The sequence below is a fragment of the Phaeodactylibacter xiamenensis genome (assembly GCF_000759025.1).
Classification (GTDB): Bacteria; Bacteroidota; Bacteroidia; order Chitinophagales; family Saprospiraceae; genus Phaeodactylibacter; species Phaeodactylibacter xiamenensis.
Map to the genome: position 1 here is coordinate 324,298 of NZ_JPOS01000038.1, position 21,239 is coordinate 345,536.

Annotated in this window: 13 protein-coding genes; 6 read left to right on the top strand and 7 right to left on the bottom strand. The window is 49.3% G+C overall.

The window, feature by feature from the left end; genetic code table 11:
* Window positions 1–43: 43 nt before the first annotated feature.
* Window positions 44–4,348 (top strand): DNA-directed RNA polymerase subunit beta', encoded by a 4,305-nt coding sequence (gene rpoC / locus IX84_RS16160; protein ID WP_044222981.1) that lies wholly within the window; start codon window positions 44–46, stop codon window positions 4,346–4,348.
* Between the two features lie 101 nt (window positions 4,349–4,449).
* Here the strand turns inward: rpoC and IX84_RS16165 are convergent, their stop codons facing one another.
* Complete coding sequence (locus IX84_RS16165; protein WP_044222984.1) at window positions 4,450–5,439, bottom strand: hypothetical protein; 990 nt, start codon at window positions 5,437–5,439, stop codon at window positions 4,450–4,452.
* Window positions 5,432–6,049, bottom strand: coding sequence for an RNA polymerase sigma factor (locus IX84_RS16170; RefSeq protein WP_044222987.1), 618 nt, complete (start codon window positions 6,047–6,049; stop codon window positions 5,432–5,434). The genes IX84_RS16165 and IX84_RS16170 overlap by 8 nt, the downstream gene beginning before the upstream one ends.
* Window positions 6,050–6,383: 334 nt before the next feature.
* Here IX84_RS16170 and IX84_RS16175 point away from each other — a divergent pair, with 334 nt between their 5' ends.
* The 3 genes from IX84_RS16175 (at window position 6,384) to IX84_RS16185 (ending at window position 13,997) form a co-directional block, all read left to right on the top strand.
* Window positions 6,384–9,089 carry a S8 family serine peptidase gene (locus tag IX84_RS16175; RefSeq protein ID WP_044222990.1) on the top strand — a complete coding sequence of 902 codons (2,706 nt, stop codon included), beginning with the start codon at window positions 6,384–6,386 and terminating at the stop codon, window positions 9,087–9,089.
* 243 nt (window positions 9,090–9,332) lie between these two features.
* The gene (locus IX84_RS16180) at window positions 9,333–12,503 is read left to right on the top strand and encodes a CHAT domain-containing protein (RefSeq protein WP_044222992.1); all 3,171 of its coding nucleotides are present in this window, start codon (window positions 9,333–9,335) and stop codon (window positions 12,501–12,503) included.
* Window positions 12,504–12,731: 228 nt separating this feature from the next.
* Window positions 12,732–13,997 (top strand): IS701 family transposase, encoded by a 1,266-nt coding sequence (locus IX84_RS16185; protein ID WP_052516063.1) that lies wholly within the window; start codon window positions 12,732–12,734, stop codon window positions 13,995–13,997.
* Between the two features lie 24 nt (window positions 13,998–14,021).
* Here IX84_RS16185 and IX84_RS16190 read toward each other — a convergent pair whose 3' ends face one another.
* The 4 genes from IX84_RS16190 to IX84_RS16205 form a co-directional block, all read right to left on the bottom strand.
* Complete coding sequence (locus IX84_RS16190; protein WP_152605092.1) at window positions 14,022–15,095, bottom strand: transposase; 1,074 nt, start codon at window positions 15,093–15,095, stop codon at window positions 14,022–14,024.
* A 145-nt stretch (window positions 15,096–15,240) separates the two neighbouring features.
* Entirely contained in the window at window positions 15,241–15,630 is a 390-nt protein-coding gene (locus tag IX84_RS16195; protein ID WP_044222998.1) for a hypothetical protein, read from the bottom strand.
* Window positions 15,631–15,801: 171 nt separating this feature from the next.
* Window positions 15,802–17,223, bottom strand: a complete 1,422-nt coding sequence (gene tnpC / locus IX84_RS16200; protein WP_052516064.1) for an IS66 family transposase — start codon at window positions 17,221–17,223, stop codon at window positions 15,802–15,804.
* A 103-nt stretch (window positions 17,224–17,326) separates the two neighbouring features.
* Window positions 17,327–17,710, bottom strand: coding sequence for a hypothetical protein (locus tag IX84_RS16205; RefSeq protein WP_044223000.1), 384 nt, complete (start codon window positions 17,708–17,710; stop codon window positions 17,327–17,329).
* A 382-nt stretch (window positions 17,711–18,092) separates the two neighbouring features.
* Here IX84_RS16205 and IX84_RS16210 point away from each other — a divergent pair, with 382 nt between their 5' ends.
* Window positions 18,093–19,541 carry a hypothetical protein gene (locus IX84_RS16210; RefSeq protein WP_044223004.1) on the top strand — a complete coding sequence of 483 codons (1,449 nt, stop codon included), beginning with the start codon at window positions 18,093–18,095 and terminating at the stop codon, window positions 19,539–19,541.
* On the opposite strand, the gene IX84_RS33395 is transcribed toward IX84_RS16210, so the two are convergent.
* Window positions 19,542–19,694 (bottom strand): hypothetical protein, encoded by a 153-nt coding sequence (locus IX84_RS33395; RefSeq protein WP_160213805.1) that lies wholly within the window; start codon window positions 19,692–19,694, stop codon window positions 19,542–19,544.
* Window positions 19,695–20,198: 504 nt separating this feature from the next.
* Between IX84_RS33395 and IX84_RS16215 the strand changes: the two genes are divergently transcribed.
* Complete coding sequence (locus IX84_RS16215; protein ID WP_044223007.1) at window positions 20,199–21,212, top strand: threonine aldolase family protein; 1,014 nt, start codon at window positions 20,199–20,201, stop codon at window positions 21,210–21,212.
* Window positions 21,213–21,239: the final 27 nt, after the last annotated feature.

Here is a 21,239-nt window from a genome sequence, read left to right on the forward strand (position 1 = left end):
TCACTGGGGCAGCCCTGTTGCTGCCCCATACCAACAATACCATATGTCCTTTAAGAAACAGAATAATATTCAGACCCAAAACTTCGACAGTATCACCATTAGCCTGTCTTCTCCGGATGAAATTCTGGAGCGTTCATACGGTGAGGTGCTGAAGCCGGAAACGATCAACTACCGCTCCTATAAACCGGAGCGTGATGGTCTGTTCTGCGAACGCATCTTCGGACCGGTAAAAGACTATGAGTGCTATTGCGGTAAATACAAGCGTATCCGGTACAAGGGTATTGTTTGTGACCGTTGTGGAGTGGAGGTGACGGAAAAGAAAGTCCGCCGTGAGCGCATGGGCCATATCAAGCTGGTGGTCCCTGTGGTACACATCTGGTTCTTCAAATCACTGCCCAACAAGATTGGGTATATGCTTGGGCTTTCTTCCAAGAAGCTGGAAAGTATCATCTACTACGAGCGTTATGTAGTGATTCAGCCAGGTGTGAAAGAAGAAGAAGGCGTAGCTAAAATGGACCTCCTGACGGAAGAAGAGTACCTGGAAATTCTGGATACCCTGCCGCAGGACAACCAAATGCTGGACGATGAGGACCCCAATAAGTTCATCGCTAAGATGGGAGCGGATGCTGTCCGTGACCTGTTGATGCGACTTGAACTGGATCAGTTGTCCTTCGCCCTGCGCCATCAGGCTGCCAATGAAACTTCGCAGCAGCGTAAGTCCGAGGCTCTGAAGCGCCTTCGGGTAGTGGAAGCCTTCCGCGATGGACTGACCCGTATTGAAAATCGTCCGGAATGGACCATCATTCAGTACTTGCCGGTTGTACCTCCTGAACTGCGCCCTCTGGTGCCGTTGGATGGTGGCCGCTTCGCGAGTTCTGACCTGAATGACCTCTACCGCCGGGTGATTATTCGAAATAATCGTCTCAAGCGCTTGCTCGAAATCAAAGCGCCTGAAGTAATTCTGCGTAACGAGAAGCGGATGCTACAGGAAGCTGTGGATTCTCTCTTCGATAACTCCCGTAAATCCAACGCTGTGAAAGCTGAGGGCGGAAGGGCATTGAAGTCGCTGAGTGATATTCTTAAAGGTAAGCAGGGGCGTTTCCGTCAAAACCTGCTCGGTAAGCGTGTGGACTATTCCGGCCGTTCGGTGATCGTTGTAGGCCCAACGCTTAAGCTTCACGAGTGCGGTATCCCTAAGGCGATGGCAGCTGAGCTGTTCAAGCCATTTGTGATCCGTAAGTTGATCGAGCGCGGTATTGTGAAGACGGTAAAATCTGCTAAGAAACTTGTAGACCGTAAGGACCCTATCATCTGGGAAATCCTCGAAAATATACTGAAAGGGCATCCGGTTATGCTTAACCGGGCACCAACGCTGCACCGTCTTTCCATTCAGTCCTTCCAGCCGAAGCTGATTGAGGGTAAGGCGATTCAGCTGCACCCGCTCGTATGTGGTGCCTTCAATGCCGACTTTGACGGTGACCAGATGGCGGTACACGTGCCTCTGAGCCACGCCGCAATTCTGGAAGCGCAAGTGCTCATGTTGTCTTCTCACAACATGCTCAACCCGCAGAACGGGTCGCCGGTTACGCTGCCTTCTCAGGATATGGTACTGGGGCTTTACTACATTACTAAAGAGCGCCGCTCCACCGAAGAGACCAAAGTAAAAGGTGAGGGTCGTCGTTTCTACTCTCCTGAAGAGGTGATGATTGCCTACAACGAAGGGCAGCTCGACCTGCATGCTTCAATCAAGGTCCGAGTGAAGGTAGAGAATGAAGAAGGCGAGTTGGCCAATAAGATCATTGATACAACTACCGGACGGGTTATGTTTAACCAAAACGTACCCAAAGGTGTGCCTTTTGTCAATGTACTGCTGACGAAGAAGAACCTGAAGCGGGTCATTGGTGACGTTATTGAGCGGACTGACTTTGCGGTCACGGCAGCCTTCCTCGACGCGATCAAGGAAATGGGCTTCCTCTGGGCTTTCAAAGGCGGTCTGTCCTTCAACCTGGGTGACCTGATCGAGCCTTCTGTTAAGATCAACACACTGGAAGAAGCGCAAGCTGAGGTAGATGAGGTCTGGGATAACTATAACATGGGCCTTATCACCAACAACGAGCGCTATAACCAAATTATCGATAAGTGGACCTATGCGGATAACCGCATCACGGATGTTCTGATGAAGGAGCTGGCTTCTCACAAGCAGGGCTTCAACTCTGTATTCATGATGCTGGACTCCGGTGCACGGGGTTCCAAGCAGCAGATTAAGCAGCTGTGCGGTCTTCGTGGACTGATGGCGAAGCCGCGGAAATCGGGTGATACCGGTGGAGCGGTTATCGAAAACCCAATTCTGTCCAACTTCGTAGACGGTCTGTCCGTACTGGAGTACTTTATCTCTACCCACGGTGCCCGTAAGGGTCTGGCGGATACCGCTCTGAAGACAGCCGATGCAGGTTACCTGACACGTCGTCTTGTGGATGTTGCCCAGGACGTGGTTATCCATGAGGATGATTGCAACACCTTGCGTGGCATAGAAACCACCGCACTTCTGGATAACGACAAAGTAGTCGAGGATTTGAAATCCCGTATTGCTGGCCGCTTCATCCTGCATGATGTCCTGCACCCCGAGACGGAAGAGGTTATGCTCAAGGCCGGAGAGTATGTTACTGAGGCTATGGCTGCCAGAATAGAAGAGGCGGAAGTAGAGTCGGTAACGATCCGTTCGGTACTCACATGCGACACCAAGCGAGGTGTTTGTGCAAAGTGCTATGGTAAAAACCTGGCAACGGGCCGGACCGCTGAGTCGGGAGATGCCGTGGGTATCATTGCTGCACAGTCGATCGGTGAGCCGGGTACACAGCTGACGCTGCGGACCTTCCACGTAGGTGGTATCGCATCGGTTTCCAAGTCAGAATCTGAGATCGTTTCCAAGTTTGAAGGTAAGATCGAATTCGATAGTATCCGGACAACAGAAATGGTGGAAGAACCTGGTGAAGAGAAGGACATCGTTCTGTCTCGTACCGGTGAAATCCGGATCGTGGACGCCAAGTCCGGTAAGCAATTCGCGAGCCACTATGTTCCTTACGGTGCTAACCTGCACGTGAAGGAAGGCCAGAAGATCAAGAAAGGAGATATGATTGCGGATTGGGATCCGTTCAACGCCGTAATCATCTCTGAATTCTCAGGTGTAGCCAAGTTCGAGTCTATTGAAGAAGGTTCAACTTATCGTGTTGAGCGGGACGATCAAACGGGCTACGCAGAGAAGGTGATCGTAGAAAGCAAGAACAAGCGCAAAATCCCAACTGTCAAAATCGTAAGTGCAGACGGTGAGGAATTACGGAGTTATAACCTGCCGGTGGGCTCTTACCTCTCTATTGATGAGGGGGATACGATCCGCGCCGGTCAGAAGATTGCCAAGATTCCACGTAAGCTGGGTAAGATCGCCGATATCACCGGTGGTCTGCCACGGGTAACAGAGCTTTTCGAGGCTCGTAACCCATCCAACCCTGCAGTGGTTTCTGAAATCGACGGTGTAGTCTCCTTCGGTAAGATCAAGCGGGGTAACCGCGAGGTAATGGTCGAAGCGAAAGATGGTCAGAAGCGTAAGTACCTGATCGGTCTTTCCAAGCACATCCTGGTACAGGAAGGTGACTTCGTTCGCGCAGGCACTCCACTGTCTGATGGAGCAACTGCCCCTCGCGATATTCTGAACATCAAAGGGCCATTTGCCGTACAGTCTTACCTGGTCAACGGGGTACAGGAAGTATACCGGGCACAGGGTATCACCATCAACAACAAGCACATTGAGGTGATCGTGCGTCAGATGATGCGCCGCGTGCAAATCGAGGATCCGGGTGATACCAGCTTCCTCGAGGGCGAAGCGGTTGAGAAGTACCAATTCCTGGAGCAGAACGACTGGATTTTCGATAAGAAAGTCGTTACCGAGTCTGGCGACTCTAACAAGCTGCGCCCCGGACAACTCGTGACTTTGCGTCAGCTGCGGGAAGAAAATTCTCAGCTGCGCCGCAACGACCTCGAGCTGGTACAATACCGCGATGCAGTGCCTGCGACATCAAGCTCGCTCCTGCAGGGTATCACTAAGTCTTCACTGGGTACGGAAAGCTGGATTTCTGCCGCTTCCTTCCAGGAAACGACTAAGGTGCTGAGCACAGCAGCGATCGGTGCCAAAATGGACTTCCTCAACGGCCTGAAAGAGAACGTCATCGTAGGTAAGCGTATCCCGGCTGGTACGGGCATGCGCGAGTACGAAGACCTCTTTGTGACCACCATGGAAGCGCACGAGGCACACGAAGCACGCCGCAAGCAATTAGAAGAAGTAGCTGAAGATTAAGGAAAGATCGGAAGCTTAGGATAAAATGTAAGCCCCCTTCTGGTTATGCCGGGAGAGGGCTTTTTTGTAGCTGAATGACCAAAAATCGTGGTTATTTGAATTTAATCAAGCGCGTTGATTTCATCCAATAACTGTTGGGCTTCCTCCTGTATTTCAGGGGAGGTGCTTTCAGTGGTAACCTGCTTTAAGGCTTCCAAACCTTTGGGGTTTTCAGTAGCTAAATAGGACAGTGCAAGATACCATTCCATTTCCGCTTGCTGTGAATAGTTCAGTTGGGTTAGGTTTTCCAGGATGGGAATGGACTTTTCATACTCACCTTTTTCGAAGTAAATAAAGGCGAGGTATTGTTGCGCGTTGAGGTATCGCCGCTCCTGGGCTTCCGGTACTTTAAGCAAGGCAGATTCAGCTTCATCGAGTTTCCCTTCTCCCATCAGGCGATAACCTTTGGCTAGGGGGGACTCATTTGGCTGAACTCCTTTTCTAATTATATATGTTCCACCTGTTGCACGGGTATTCGTAGCTACTGCCAGTGCAAGCTGTTGTATTGCTTCGGATGGCTGAGGTTCTTTTGCACTAGCGATTGGTGGAGGGATTTTAGATTCTTTTTTGGCTGGGGCTGGCGCTTTTTTAGTTTCCTGAGCAGCCGGCTCGGAAATGGCGGCTTCGGTTGGAGCATCTAAAGAGGGTTCAGTATCCTTTGGTTGGACACTGGAAGGTGGTTCTTCGTTCACCGCATCGGTGCTAGCAGTTTCTTGGGGTGATGGCCAAGACCAAAAAACTAAACCGGCACATATAATTAAGACGGATCCCCACATTACCCACTGACCCGGGAATGAACCAGCTTTGGGCTTAGGGGCTGTATCAGATATCGCGGCAGGGGAAGATGCTTCTTCATTCCACGCTTTCATCATTTCGTCCAGCTTTTCATCGACCATGACTTCTGCCAGCTCCTGTTCCAGGCGCACCAATTCCAGTTGGTCAGCTACGTCCTTATCGGAGTCAATGAGTTGCCGGACTTCAGCCTGTTCTGCTGCATCCAAACTGCCTTTTAGATAGGCATCAAGCTTTTCATGTAGGGTTGCTTTATCCATAGCTCAGGCTTTTTAGAAGTGCATTTAAGGTAGGTTGGCTGGCCAGTTTTTCTTTGAGCTTGGTCATGCAGCGGTATCTGATCTTACGTACCGCTTCCTCCGCCTCAATTTCCAGCTTTTGTTTAATCTCTTCACTGTTATAGCCCTCGTATCCCAGCATGATGACTTTTTTGCACCGATCGCCAAGGAGCGCCAGTACTTTTTGCAGCTGGCTTTTCCGTTCCCGGCTCATCATCCGGGTTTCCGGCGTATGTTGGTATTCTTCATCCAGGGTTTCTTCCTTATCCGTAAGGGTAGTCCGCTGATAGAAGCTTTTTTTCAAGCCGTCGAGCCAGCAGCGGATACAAATGCCTACAAAAAAGGTACGCAAACTACTCCTGCCTTCGAATTTGCCATTCAAAAGATGCCGGTAAAACGCTTTGAACCCTTCCTGGAAGGCATCCTGTGCATCATTTGCACTCCCTCCCTTTTGCTGGATTTTGCGTATGACCGATGCCTTCAGCTGCTGGTCTGTAAAGAAGGCTTTCAGGGCGTTGGCCCTTTCCTGTTCGCTGCCCCTGATCATTTGCAGGAGCTGCTCATCGGAGTATTGAGGTTTCGTTGTGGGCATACTTCAGGATTATGGGGCGAGTATTGTTGTAAATGTATTTAAAATAAAGGAAATCAATCAAATGCGGGCATGAGAAAAGAAAGAATAGGGATGGCCTTAGCGCTTTCATCCTTATACACTATTTAGTTGCCATTGCTGAAACGGCAGGGGTTTTCAGGTGCTGTATGCTTAAATTTAAATCTTATAAACGAGAGATATTGGTTTTTACGAAGGGCGGACCATTGAATAGCTTGGAAAATATACTTCTGGAAAATAGGGCGTGTCAGGGGGACATTTAGGCCGTTGTTTCCACTAACCAGGCAGTTTAATAACCTTTTAAATTCTTTACACCGTCATGGAAAATCAAGCTTTCACTTCAGTTTCATTATTGCTGTACATTATATTATTGCTGCTTCTACCTGCAGCTGTCCAATCCCAGCAACAGAACCTTCCCGGCGAATATTACGAGGGGAGGGTTTATGTGAAAATTCAGGAGAGCGCGGGTCTTCAATGGGCTGACATGGACAGCCTGCAAGACCTGTCAGCCTACGGGCCATTTGCCGAGCTGTTCAGGGCATTTGGTGTATACCGCATTCACAAGCCATTCGGCAGGCTTTCAAGCTCTTTTTTTGACCATACTTACCAATTGTATTTTTCAGAAACCGGTCAGGAACAGGCGTTCATACAATTGCTGATGCGGGAGCCTGCAGTAGAATTTGCAGAGCAGGTGCCGGTCATGCGCTCCTTTTATACGCCCAATGATGCCTATGCAAACAACTCCAATCAGTGGTTCCTCGCTCAGATTGATGCTTACGATGCCTGGGACCTGCACCAGGAAGGAGAAGGGGTAGTTGTTGCGATAACGGATGATGCGGTGAAATGGAACCATGAGGACTTAGACGGCAACCTCTGGATAAATGAGGCAGAATACGATGGGATTGAAGGCATAGATGATGATGGTAATGGATATATAGATGACTATATCGGCTGGGATGCGGCCAACTGGGATAATGACCCTCAGCCTCCGGCTTATGCATCTTCAGCTGTTTTTTCTCATGGCACCCACTGCGCGGGGATTGCCGGTGCGGTAACTGACAATTGGGTTGGAGGCGCCTCTATTTCTTTCAATAATGCCCGGATCATGTCGTGTAAAGGGAAAACAGATGGTACAACTGGAACCGAGATTGACGAAGCGTGGGGCGCATTTGCATATGCGGTGGCAGCCGGAGCGGAAATCATCAGTTGCTCGTGGGGCGGTAGTTTTTCATTGGTGAACTCTAACCTTGTAAGCCTGGCTATTGATAATGGCGCGATAGTAGTCGCAGCTGCAGGGAATGATAATACTTCAATTCCTTCCTACCCTGCAGCCTACACTGGAGTGTTGGCTGTTGCCAATACACGTTCCGGAGATGTGCGCAACACCAGCTCCAATTATGGATATTGGGTGGATATAGCAGCCCCAGGTACGAATATCTTAAGCCCAATCGCTTTCAATCAGAGCAGCTACGACAGCTATAATGGCACTTCTATGTCCTGCCCGATGGTGGCAGGGCTGCTGGCGCATATGAAGTCTTACAAGCCCAATGCGGCAAATGAGGAAATAGTCGACTGTTTGCTGAGCAGTGCTGATAATATCGATGTTGTCAACCCTGGTTTTGTGGGTGCGCTGGGCAGCGGCCGCATCAATGCACGTGCAGCCCTGGAGTGTCTGGACGGGGGAGGCGGTGGAGGAGATTGCAATGGGATTGCCCTGGGGTTGACCATTACCCTCGACGATTATGGTGATGAAACTACCTGGGGTGTCTACCAATCTGGTAATCTGATTGTCTCTGGAGGGCCTTACGAAGAGGGTGCCGAAGGATTGGTCATACAGGAACCGGTTTGTCTTCAGGAAGGCTGTTATGACCTGGTCTTTTTCGATTCTTACGGTGATGGGATGTGCTGTGACTTTGGTGATGGGAGTTATTTCCTGACATCGCCGACCGGCGAGGTTCTGGCATCCGGAGGAAGCTTTGAGGATCAGGAAGTAAATAATTTTTGCGTAAACGGTAGCGGTGGTGGCAGCGGCTGCCCGCCCCCTAATGATTTGCATGCTTTTGAGGTGGGGTACTCCCATTTGTACCTGGACTGGACCCCGGTTGCTGGTGACGCAGAGGCTTATCGGACTCGCTTCAAAAGGGTAGGGCAATCAGTCTGGACGGAAGGCAACTGGTTTACATCATCTGCCACAATTTGGGCTAATATGCTGCCCTGCCGCGACTACGAATTTCAGGTACAGTCCCGCTGCGATGGTATTGAAGGTGAATTCTCGAATACAGTTATTTTATCTACTCGTGGGTGTGAGGATGAGTATTGCTACTCTTACGGTACCACATGGGATGACTGGATTGCAAGGGTGCAGCTCAAGGAAATTGACCATGAAACAGGCAAATCTTATGGGTTTGGCGATTACATGGACCTGTCTGCAAATCTGGAGCAGGGCGCTCAGTATCCGCTTACGCTGACGCCCGGGACAGATGACAATCAACAACCGGTGTACTGGCGGGTTTGGATAGATTTTAATCAGGATGGAGATTTTCAGGATGCTGATGAATTAGTCTTTCAGCAGTCTGCAATGAATACAACACCGGTTTTCGGAGCGATCAACATTCCCGGGAATACACTTACAGGCCCAACGCGCATGCGGGTCAGTATGGACCCCAATGGTTTTGCCGAATCCTGCAGTACAGGTAGTGCCCGGGAGGTGGAAGATTATACTGTGATTGTCAATGAGGGAAGCCCGAATTCGAGCTCATGGGAGGAGACCATGGCTTTTTCAGTAGAGGTGTTTCCTAATCCGGTACGAGAAAGGGTCTATGTGAAATTACCAAAAAGGATGGACGATCCTGCGAGTTTTGTATTGCTGAACGCACAAGGGCAAGTGGTGAAGCGATGGTCCCAAATGGAGGTAAACGAAAGTCAGCAGGTTAGTTTGGACGTTAGCGAGTTACCATCGGGACTGTTTTGGCTGGAAGTAAGCTTGGCGTCGTCCCGGGCTGTGAAAAAAATAGTAATACATTAAATTCAATCAACAGAGGCTGCCTTAATGGTAGCCTCTGTTGTATATTTAAGGTACGCCCGGTATTGTTGCCGATAAGTAGAAGGGTGCCACTTACTATACTGACGATTAAGTGGTTTGCCACAGCAAACCTACTCAATGTCAGCATCTACGCTGAGAAGTGGCTTGCACCTGTCCTGACAAGCTACGCTTCGTCACGGGCCGATGTCGCAAACCACTTCGTATTGCGTATAACCTCAGTCAGACATGAAAGCTACGTTATTTTTGCTCACCGCATTAGGGTTTTCTCTTTTTGTTTCAGCTCAGGAGCCCGGCACTTCGATAAAGGACTCTGCTGATGCAGAAATCGTGCTCCACCAAATTGATACCCTGATCAAACAACGGGATTACACCGCTGCGCTGGAATTGGTCAAAGCAGTTAAGCCAGATTTCATTGATACTTTTGGAGACCGGAACCCGCTCCTGGCAGATTTAGTCAATTTTGAGGGCGAAGTGTATTATTTTACCAGAGACATGGATCCGGCTATTCAGGCATTCAATCAGCTGCTGTCCATCAGGCAAGAACACTTTGGCCCGGAGGCTGCAGAGACTTTACTAGCCTACCGGAGCCTGGCCATTTGCTACAACCGGGCTCAGGACTACAAAAAAGCGATAGAAGTTGGCGAAGCCCTGTTGAAGGTTTATGCAGGTCAGAGCAAGGCGCCTACCCATGATAAGGCGGATGCATTGGTCATAATCGGGAACGCTTATACTGCCCTGGCAGATTATGATATTGCGGTTACCTATCAGGAGAGGGCACTTCAGGAACGGCTTTACGCAGCACCGAAGGACCTTCGAAAGGTGGCACGCGCCCATAATGCGGTGGGGTATGCGTACTACCAAATGGGAGATAATGATAAAGCCATTGAGCATTATTCAGCAGCGCTTGACCTAACCACTGATCTTTTTGGAGCGGAAGACCTGAACTTGGTCTTACCCCTGAGCAATCTCGCATCGGCCCATCAGACAAAAGGCGACTACAGGGCTGCTGTTGAACTACAGCTGAAAGCCATAGATATTCTACTTGCACATCCCCAGGGCAATGAGTACAACTTCGCGCTGAGCTATAATAATCTTGGCGCCTGCTATGCTGAAATGAACGACTATGCCAGGGCGCTCCAGTTTCATGAAAAAGCACTTGCGATCAAGAAAAAGGCATTCCCTGATAATTATGCCAATTTAGCTTTGTCTTACAACAACATCGGCAATTGTTACCAATCGATGTTCGACCCGGAGCGCGCTGCCCCAATTTACAGGCAGGCTGTTGCATTACAGGAAAAGGTAGCACAAGGGGGAGAAAAAGCGCTGGGGATTTACCTTAACAATGAGGGGACTGTTTTGGTAGAACTGGGGCAAACAGAGGCTGCCATCGTTGTGCATGAGCGCGCGCTTAAGGTTCAGCAAGTGCTTTCAGGTCAACATCAGGACTTGGCGTTATCGCATCTCAATTACGGGGTGGCGCTTCAAAAGCAAGGACGGCACTCAGAGTCCTACAGCCACTTTCAACAAGCGTTGGAGATTTGGAAAGAAGTATTTGGCCCGAGGCACTACCGGGTGGCTTCTGCCCATAAACATTTGGGAGATCATTATGCTTTGGAAGGGAATACGGAACAAGCAAAATGGCACTATCAAAAGAGCCTGGAGGCAAATGAATGGTCAACGGAAAGCTTCTCCAGCGTCATGTCATTAGAGTTTCTGCTCAATACTTTGGAGGCCTATTCAGAAATGTATGCTTTGAGCCGCCCTAAACCCCAATATGACAGTGCCGCCATTTGGTCGGATTACGCGGTTGATGCGCTCCGCTACCAACAGCAACAATTGAGCAATTCGGCTTCCCGTTTGCCATGGCTTCAACGCTACCAACGTTTGTTTGAATTAGGAATGAATAACCGGCTCAGAAAGGGAAGGGAAGCAGCAAGTACAGACCCCGTTTTGTTTCAGTACACTGAAGAAAGCAAGTCTGCTATTCTCTACAGTCAGTTACAGGAGTCCAACGCCCTCCACTACGCCGGTATCCCCGACACCCTCCTCGAAAAAGAATACGACCTGCGCGTAGATCTCACCTACTACGATAAAAAGCGGCAGGAAAAACTCCAGGAAGGCCTGGAAGAAACTGACACCACAGTACTCGCCATCAGCTCCAAGCTCTTTGACCTCAATCAAGCCTATGACAGCCTTAAGGCACGACTGGAAAGCGATTACCCAGAATACTACAAGCTCAAGTACGACCTCAGCACCGTAACCGTGGAAGAGGTCCAAATGGAGATTCTGGAGGAAGACCAAGCCCTACTCGAATACTTCGTAGGCGACAGCTATATTTTCATCTTCAGAATCGAAAAGGACTACTATGAGGTAAAAGAAGTAAAACGAGACTTCCCACTTGAAGAATGGGTACAGCAGTTGCGCGATAATATCAGTCAGCCGCTGCCCTTTGCCTATGAAGCTTACCTGGAAGTGGCGCCAAAACTCTACGAGAAACTCATCGCGCCGGTAGCCGAAGGCTTGCCTGAACAGCTAGTCATTGTACCGGATGGCATTTTGGGGTATATCCCGTTTGAAGCCTTGCTTATGGCAAAGCCCGATGCGAATAATTTGTATGCCGCCGAGCGATTGCCCTACCTGCTCCGGGAGCATCAGGTCAGCTACTGTTATTCGGCTACGCTGCTGAGGGAAATGAAAGAGAAAAAGCACCGGCAAACACCAAAACGGGAAATGCTCGCGGTAGCCCCCTTTACAACGGTGGATACAGTATTGTCCAGTCACCTGGATCAAAGCGACTGGCTGGCGAGCACGCGTAGTGATACGCTTTTGGGCTTACCGTATTCCAAAGCAGAAGTAGACAGCATTCAAAAGATTTTCAAAACCGATGCCTTCTACGGGGCAGAAGCCAGTGAAGCCGCATTTGTAGACAGAGCAGGCGACTACCGCATCCTCCATTTATCTACCCATGGGAAAGCGGACGCCCGCGTAGGCGACTACTCCTATCTGGCCTTTTATCCACAGCCAGACAGCATGGAAAATGAGCTGCTCTACGTCCGTGACCTGTATAACCTTCAGCTAAATGCTGACCTGGTCGTGCTCTCTGCCTGTGAGACCGGTACCGGAGAGCTGCAGCGGGGCGAAGGCATCATCAGCCTGGCACGGGCCTTTGCCTATGCCGGTGCCAAAAGCATTGCCACCACGCTCTGGCAAGTCAATGACCAAAGCACACAGGAGTTGATGGTGAGCTTTTATCAGCACCTCAAATCAGGAATGACAAAGGACGCCGCCTTACGGCAGGCCAAACTGGATTTCCTGGACGGTCATAGCGATACGGGTGCCTATCCTTTTTACTGGGCGGCATTTATTGGGGTGGGGGATATGCAAAGCTTGGATTAGTCTGCAGATTAATCTTTTTTTATATCTGCGAATTTAGTAGCGTTAAGCAATTACCGAGTGAATGGTCGTTCTCATCTAAAGTTTTCGTTTCTCATCACACTGTAGACTTACGTAAAAATAAGATAGTTTCAGCCAGCAATTCTTAACTGATCTTTCGCCTGCGAAAGATCAGTTAAGAATTGATTAATAATACAAGGCCTGCTATCTTGCAGCTCAAAGGAGCGCAAGATGAAAGACCCAAAGTTACTTGACTTGTATTCGGACTACCTGCTGGCATCGTTTCGCATGGCGACAGCCACCGGCTTGTCCGAGCTGACCGATCAGGCACTGAGCCATGACAAGATCAGCCGTTTTTTAGGGCAGGAAGCCTTCACGGCAAAAGACTATTGGCGTTGCATAAAGCCTTTGGTACGTAAAGTGGAGCACCCGGACGCGGTCATCAAGATAGATGACACGATCGAGGAGAAGCCGCACTCTACGGAGAATGAAGTGGTCACTTGGCACTGGGACCACTCCAAGAAGCCGAAAGCGGGGCACACCAAAGGGATCAACATCCTGAATTTCCTTTACCAGAGCCCACAGGGTATAGAGCTGCCTGTTGCTTTTGAGATCGTGCCCAAGTCGCAAGAATACGTGGATGCCAAAAGCGGGCAGGTAAAGAAGCGCAGCCCCCGCAGTAAGAACGAGATGCTGCGCGACCAGCTTTTTGCCCTTGTCAAATACAACCGCGTGCCCTTCCGCTATGTGGTCTGGGACACTTGGTTTGCTGCCAAGGAGAACTTTGAGTTCGTGCACTATGAGCTGGGCAAGCATTTTATCAGTGCCTTAAAGAGCAACCGCAAGGCTGCCCTTACCATGGAAGACAAACTGGAAGGCAAGTTCCACCGAGTCGACGGGCTAGAACTGCAAGCAGGCCAGGCCATTACTGTTTACCTTAAAGGGCTGGACTTCCAAGTCCAGCTGGTCAAACAGGTCTTTATAAACCAAGACGGCTCAGCTGGAGACTTGTACCTGGTCACTAACGATCTGGAGCTAAGCGGCCCAGCTATCTGCACAACCTACGGGACACGCTGGGGAGTGGAGGTATTCCACAAATCGCTCAGACAAAACGTGGGGCTGGAAAAGTCCCCCACCAAGCGCGAGACATCCCAGTGCAACCATGTTTTTGCTGCCATGATTGCCTGGACCAAACTCGAACTGCTGACTGCAAAAGAGCAGACCAATCACTTTGCCCTAAAAACCAAAATTTATGTCAATGTCCTCAGGGCGGCTTTTCAAGAGGTGCACAGGCTCAAAGCCTATGTCCCTGCAATTGGGCCGCCAAACGGGCTAGCCACTCCTCTTTTGGGTAAGGCTTTAATTAACTTGTTCATACGAGTGCTTTTTCAGTGCCATGCACTGAGCGGGCTTGCTGTGCCAAGCACCCTGAGTACTGTTAATTTTTTCAATTATCATAGGGGCTGTCTTAAAAGCCCCTATCCCACAGGAAGTTAAATTTCATTGCCGTACACTTTTAGTTTACGGGAAGTTCTTTGAAAATTGGAAAGAAAGATTCATAGCATGCCTGACATAAAATCGGACAGCTCTCAGTCCAATCTGAAACACGGACAAGCTGTCGATTCGGTCTTTACGGCAGAATTTGCCCAACTGAGCTGAGGTTCGGGCATCAAACTCGAACAAGATACAGATGATGAAAGCCAGGCTAGCCACGATCAAGAGATTGAACAAGGTTTGAGGCTCTTCAATCCTGGTTTTATGAATGTGGAATCCGCGAGATTTGATATCGCCGAAAAAGGTTTCAATGTGATACCTCTTTCGGTAATATGTTTCGGCTTGCGGGCCATATTCCAAGCTGGTCAACAGATACAAATGTCGGTCATATAGGGGCTGGTCATGCCAGAACAAGACATTGACTGGCCCAAACCCTTGCTTAGCCACATACATTTGGGGCAGGAACAAGCTTTTTTGACCGATACTTGCGGCCAAATGGCCAAAAGCTGAAGCATTCTCCATGTCCGGATGATCGTCCACCAAAGTATCCTTCGCCGTTTTTAGCACGTACTCCCAACCGTGAGCCAAACAAGACTGTTGCAACTCGCAGCCGTCGAATTCGGCATCTCTCAGCAGGAAAATCTGGCAATCCTGTTCCAGGATACTGTCCATAAGCATCGCCACTTGACCGATAATAGCCACGTGCATGTGTTCCGGGAAATGGCCTTTGGGAGCTTTACGAACTACCCAACAAATGGGAATGGCTCGCCTGCGCCAGATTACACTGACCATCAGCGCCATGCAGTCTTTGCCCACACAGGAGCCATCGATGGCCAGAACTAACTCTCCAGCCTTGCTCAGAGAGTGGAGAATCGGAAGAAGGTAGGGTATAAAGTGTACCGTGACATCGGTCCACTTATTTTGCAACCAACGCTTGGCCTTCTTGACCCGACTTTCCAGGTCAGTGGGGTCTTCCATATGGCGGGCCAACTCTGATAAAGATGCCCGGCCACCTTTGATTAAGGCACTTAATAAACCAGATAAGACGGTTAATCGACGCAAGGCGTTGCCTTGTGGAACCTCAGATTGATGCTTTATCAACCATTTTTTAGATCTTTGCAGAACGACATTTTGCAAGGGTTTTCTGTAAAGATTTTAAAATCTCAGAAAACCCTTATTTTTTCTGTCTCTCTTTCCAAACTTTCAATGAACTTTTTGCAGAGCTAAAAGTGTACGGCAATGAAGCTTAATTTACTTCAATTTCCATATCGGAAGCAACAGAAGAGTTTATGTTTGTTCCTGCATTGAATTCAGCATCTTTACCCTTGATGAAAAATCCTATGGCTAAGCCAATTCCAGCTGTGATCAAGCCCGCACCTATTCCAATTCCCCACGCTAAGGCTCTCTTGTTTTGACCTTCAAGAACTAATGGTATCCCTGAGACAAGAACCTGCTGTCCGTCAACTGCTTGTACACTTTGTATTTGCAGCTCCATTTTGCCTGGTTTTCCGAAAATTCCTGGTTTTTCCAATTTGCTTATATTAGCTGTACCTAATGCACCCGCTGCAACAAGGGTCTGTTTGTCTTGCACAATATTAAACTTGACTCGTACACTCAAACTTTGTCCAACGTTCAAATTTTTTGAACTATAAGTTTGAATTGCTTCAACAACGACAGGTGTTCCCGCCCTTAATGTTACTGGTCGTTCGTTAATGATGACAAGTACATCATTTTTAACGAATAATGGAGATTGGCTTTTTTGTACAGTTACCGCATTTGCGATGAATACAAAAAAAATCGTAACTATTTAGGTAGGGTTTCCTGCGGCAGCGTAGCTGCGAAGGAACGACTCGCCCCGCCAAGCGTTGAGCAACTCTTCATAGGCAGACAAGCCGTGCTTTTTTGCCGTGCTGCAAAAGCTTTTGATCCTTGCATAGTGCCGCGCACCCTGTAGGGTACGGAAGCAGCCACTGACTTTTAGCTTCGTTTTTAACGGGCGGATATCACGTTCGGCCAGGTTATTAGTGAAGGGCACTTCGTGCTCCCGCGTGAACCTCAGTACTTCTTCTTCGTATCGTTCCAGCCTTTCGAGCAGGTTCCTCCCTTTTGTTTTCTTCGCCCGGCCTTTTGGGCGGGGTTCGGGCGGCGGCTCTTCACGGCTGGCTTCTTTTAAGATTTGCCGGTAGCGGGACAGGACCGTTTTATATTTTTTAGCCGGCAGCACTGAGCTCCCGCCACTGCTAAATTCGTAAGCGTACATTAACAAACTATGCATCTTGTCAGCCCACTGGCGCTCATGGTTTTCAGCTAGGCCTCTAAGCTCGCGCAGCAAGTGCGCCCCACAAAGCGCATGGCGGGCGTTTTCCAAGCCAAAATAGCTTGCCCAGCAGTCGTGCACCAGTGTGCCTGTATAGTTTTGAGCTATGCTTTCGTCGCTGTGCAGCGCCTGTGCGCCTCTTTTCTCATGCACAAACAGATAAGTAAACAGGCCACAGACAAAATTATGTGCCCAGTGCAGTTTGCCTGCCACCCGGGCACCGCTTTCGTCAGCATGCGCTACGGGGCTGGACAATGCCTGCTCTTTGATAACCGCCTCATCATCGGCCAGCTTCCCGTACATGCGCTGTACGGAAGTGGATACTGTATTCTCATTAAGCTCATACCCTGTCAGGCTGGCAAAGAGCTCCCCTATGCGCCCTACGGGCATGCTTTGCTCCACATTCAGCAGGCTGACTAAGGCATGTACCCTGTCGCCGTATTGTACGGGGGCTGGCACGCCGGACGGGAAGCTGCCTGTATGCTGCTCGCCACAGCAAGGGCAATGTTTGACCTCCAGGCGGTGCTCTTCTATTTGCAAAAGCTTCGGGGGGAGGTCAAAAACCTGGCGGCGCTCTAAGCTTATGCTTGGCACAGTGCTTTCCAGGCTCTGCCCGCAGCTGCATGTTTGCTCAGCTAACGGGTGGACAATATGGCGGTCTGCTGCAGACGGGGCGACCATCTCAAGCGTCTTCCCCTTATGCCCAGACTGGCCTCCCTTCTTGCCGCCTTTCTTGCGCGGGAAAGCAGGGGCCTTCTTCAGCCCATCGCTGCTCGGAGGCCGCGACGAAGTCCGGCTGTTGGCTTTCAGCTGAGCTTCCAGCTCTGCAATACGAGCCAGCGCTGCTTCCAGCAGTGATTCCAGCTTCGCTATTTGCTCAGCTTGTTGCGCTATGATCTCGTCCTTGTTCACCTGTGCTAGTTCGCTATTTTCTCGCTATTTTGCAAATTGACCTAAATAGTTACAAAAAATCATCGAAAAAGTCAAAAATATACTTTTCATAAATTGAAATTGTTTAGTGAAAAATGTTTTGTGTACGTAACTCCAGGTTAGAAAAACTCAATAGATCGGTAACTTGATCTGTCCAGGCTAGGCTATCGGGTAGGTGCAAAGCGGGTTTCCCCCCTTTTTGAGGAAGAGGAGCCTCCTCACTTTCAGGTAGCGCATGGGTAGAAATAATTTGATCTTCCGAGTTATAGATAACCACTTGGTTAGGCTCATCCGCAATCGGAGGTGACCAGGTGGGGAGAGGCATGGGTTGTGCATTTTCAAATTCAGCGGGTAGAACATACTGCCCAAAAGTTGGAGAAGAGGGGGCTATTGTTCCGAATACAATAAGCAGCAAATACAAACCGTAAGCAAGAGGGGAAAAGGCAGAGTGGACAGTCACACTTTTCATCTTTGAGGAAGGGATTTAGGTTAGAATAAATTCCAAACAGAAAGGGATACCCCTTTCCGTTTGGTGTATGCAAAAATCAATTCCTAAACTAGCCGAAGAGGATGAGGTGAGCAAGGACAAAATCATCGGTTTATAAGGGTCCGGATAAACACTTTGGCACTATTAATATTTGTTTTGAGATCAAAAGGATGTTGATTACCAGTTACTTGTGCAGAGGAGGGTTATGTGCCAAATGTTTTGCTCATAATGGAGCAAGTCTGTGCTTGCCTGTGCAAAAGCCGGACGCACCTTTAGCCGTTAATATGGAATGCAATGGGCTTTCGTCTTCTTTATTTTCGGCTTTTCCCTATCTTCATCATATCCAAAGCTACTGCCCATAACAATGCACTCCACCAAGCTTGCCCGCACAATAGGGGCCTTCGCAACTGATGAACTGAAGGCTGTCCGAAAGGCAATCCTTCAAAAAGCAAGACACCGGGATTCACCTGTGGTAAAGCTTTGGGATGCGCTTGTGCCTCACCACCCTGAATTTGATGATGAGCAACTGGACCTGAAGTACCTGTTCAAAAAAGCCTACCGGGGAGAAGATTACGAGCCGCAAAAGCTCCGTAACCTGATGACCACCTTGCAGCAGTATATCGAACAGTACCTGATTGATGCAGAGCTACAGGCACAACCGCAAACTCAACATTTGTTGCTGATACAGGCCCTTCATAAAAGAAGGCGTACGGGCGCCTTTGAAAAAGCCCTGAATGACGGGCTGAAAAAACTGGAGAGCGCTCCGGATGGGCTACTGAAACTACAGGCGCGCCTGGCTTTATTGCACGAACGGTATTTTTTTGATAACATCCAAAAGAACGAACAGCGAACGGAGGACTTACATCAGCTAGCCCAGGCTTTAAATGAAATGCTCGCCCACCAATTGCTGATTTACGGTATTGACCGTTCCGTGAGAAGGATGACACTACCTGATGACACCACCTTTCTTGGATTGGAGGAAGCCCTGTCCTTCGCATCTTCTGATGAGGCGCCCGAACTTCTGGAGTTTTTCCAGCAACTATGGAAGCTTTATACCGGTGGTGTCAATGATGCACTTTTTTTGAAGTTGAAGGCTGTCTTTTTTGTCAATTATGGTTCATGGGAAGAATTTGAGGTCAGCCTGGCCCTTAAAACGCTCATCAGTTACCTGGCACCTCTGGTTGCAGGCAATAAGGAACCCTATATTTCTCAGCTTTTTGAGCTTTTTCAGTTTGGCTATGCTCAAGAGCTTATCGTTGTAGATAATCAGTTGACAGCGACCCGCTTTTTGAATTCGGTAGTCACCGGGCTGATGGTCCGAAAATTTGACTGGGTAGAGCAGTTTATTGATTCGCATGCTGTTTATCTTCTCAAGGATAAAGCAGAAACTTTGACTTTAGCCCAGGTCTATCTGCTATACTATAAAGGATGGCACACCAATGCGCCAGATTTATTTGATAAGGCTTTAGAAATTATGAGGAGTACTCCGCACGATGGTTGGTTTTTCAAGCTTCGGCTCAGGATGCTCGAAGTACGGATATTTTGCGATACGTATGGCGCCCGGGGGCACTCTGTTTCTTTTGTTTTGGATAGGATTTCCAGCTTCAGGAGGTTTATTGACCGCTCGGGCAATGGCGAAACTGCTGTGGGGCAACGCTATAAAAAATGTCTGGGGTATTGCCGGCAGGTCATCAAAATGAAATCGCTGCCATACGTTGACCCGCTTAGGAAAAGGGGCTTAACAGATGAGATAATGGCAGAGCAGCACTTGATGCTGAAAGATTGGCTGCTCTACCATTTAGACAAGCTGTGATTAGCCATCAATAATGTCTTCATTACCGATCAGGCCATCGTCCTCCGGCGGCGGTGGCGGGGTGTTTTCACCGCCCTTCACTTTTTTACAGGCTTTTTTAGTAAGCATGGCAGAGACAGGCAGCAAGGCTGCCAATTCATCAATCGTTTTCATGGCACTAAAGATTTTCGTGTTAGAAAATGGCGGTATGCCTGCTTTGGGCAGGGCAATACCGTTCAGTGCCTGCGTGCCGCTCGCGATCAGCCTGGCAGGTGAAAAAGCTTATTCAGAAATATCCACTGAGTTGTTATACTGACGATTAAGTGGTTTGCCATAGCAAACCTACTCAATGTCAGCATTTACGCTGGGAAGTGGCTTGCTCTTGCCCTGACAAGCTAAGCTTCGTCACGGGCCGATGTCGCAAATCCAAGATCCCAGACGATGAATGTCTGGATCAGTGACCCGACATTTATCGTTCCCCGTGCTGGCCGTCAGCGCCAGTAGGCGACCACTTCGTATTGCGTATACACTTGCTTAGTGATGGATCGTCTTATTATGTCCCAATGGAATCAGGCTTTTTTTAATTTTTGCTCATTCGATGCTGAAGTGTTTTGCAGATTTGTTGTGTTTTTGGCAAGTGAACTCCCTCAAAAAATCCCTAAATTCCCCGCAAAAAAGATGATCAATCTAATCAGTGATACAGTCACCAAGCCTACCCCGGGGATGCTGGAAGCAATGATGCAGGCAGAAGTGGGTGACGATGTTTTTCGGGAGGACCCTACCGTGAATGCGCTGGAAGAAAAAGTGGCACAGATGTTTGGCAAGGAAGCCGCCTTGTACTGCCCTTCCGGGACGATGACCAATCAGATTGCTATCAAGGTACATACCCAACCACTGGATGAGGTGATCTGTGACGAGTATTCCCACATCTATCAATACGAGACTGCGGGTTATGCCTATAATTCCGGCGTAGGCATCAACCTGATCAAAGGGACGAATGGGAAAATTACAGCCGAACAGGTAGCCGCTGCCATTAAGCCTAGATACGACTGGCTGCCCATCAGCCGCTTAGTCGTCCTGGAGAATACCTGTAATAAAGGAGGGGGCAGTTACTACACGCTGGAAGAAATCCGGCCGATCCAGGAACTGTGCCGGGAAAAAGGCCTGGCTTTACACCTGGATGGCGCAAGGTTATTCAATGCCTTGGTGGAAACAGGGGAAAGGCCTCAGGAGGTAGGTGCGCATTTCGACAGTGTTTCCCTGTGCTTGTCCAAGGGGCTCGGTGCACCTGTGGGGTCGGTGCTCATCGGCCGAAAAGATTTCATACAACAGGCCCGGCGCTTGCGCAAGGTAATGGGCGGCGGCATGCGGCAGGCCGGCTATTTAGCGGCAGCTTGCATATATGCGCTGGACCATCAGGTGGAACGGCTGCGGGAAGACAATGAGCGTGCCCGCCGGATAGGGGAGGTGCTGCAGGGGCTGAATTATGTGGAGAGCGTTCGGCCTGTACAGTCCAATATTCTGATTTTTGACCTGGTGGAAGGCTTGACTGCTGACAAGTTTTTGGAGGAGTTGAAGGTCAGAGGGGTCAATGCCTCAGCATTCGGGCCACAGACCGTACGGTTTGTGACACATCTGGACTTTACAGAACAAATGATGGATCAGGTACTGGCAGTTCTGAAACAAATATAAAAAGTAAACGGATGGATGCAAGCGGCA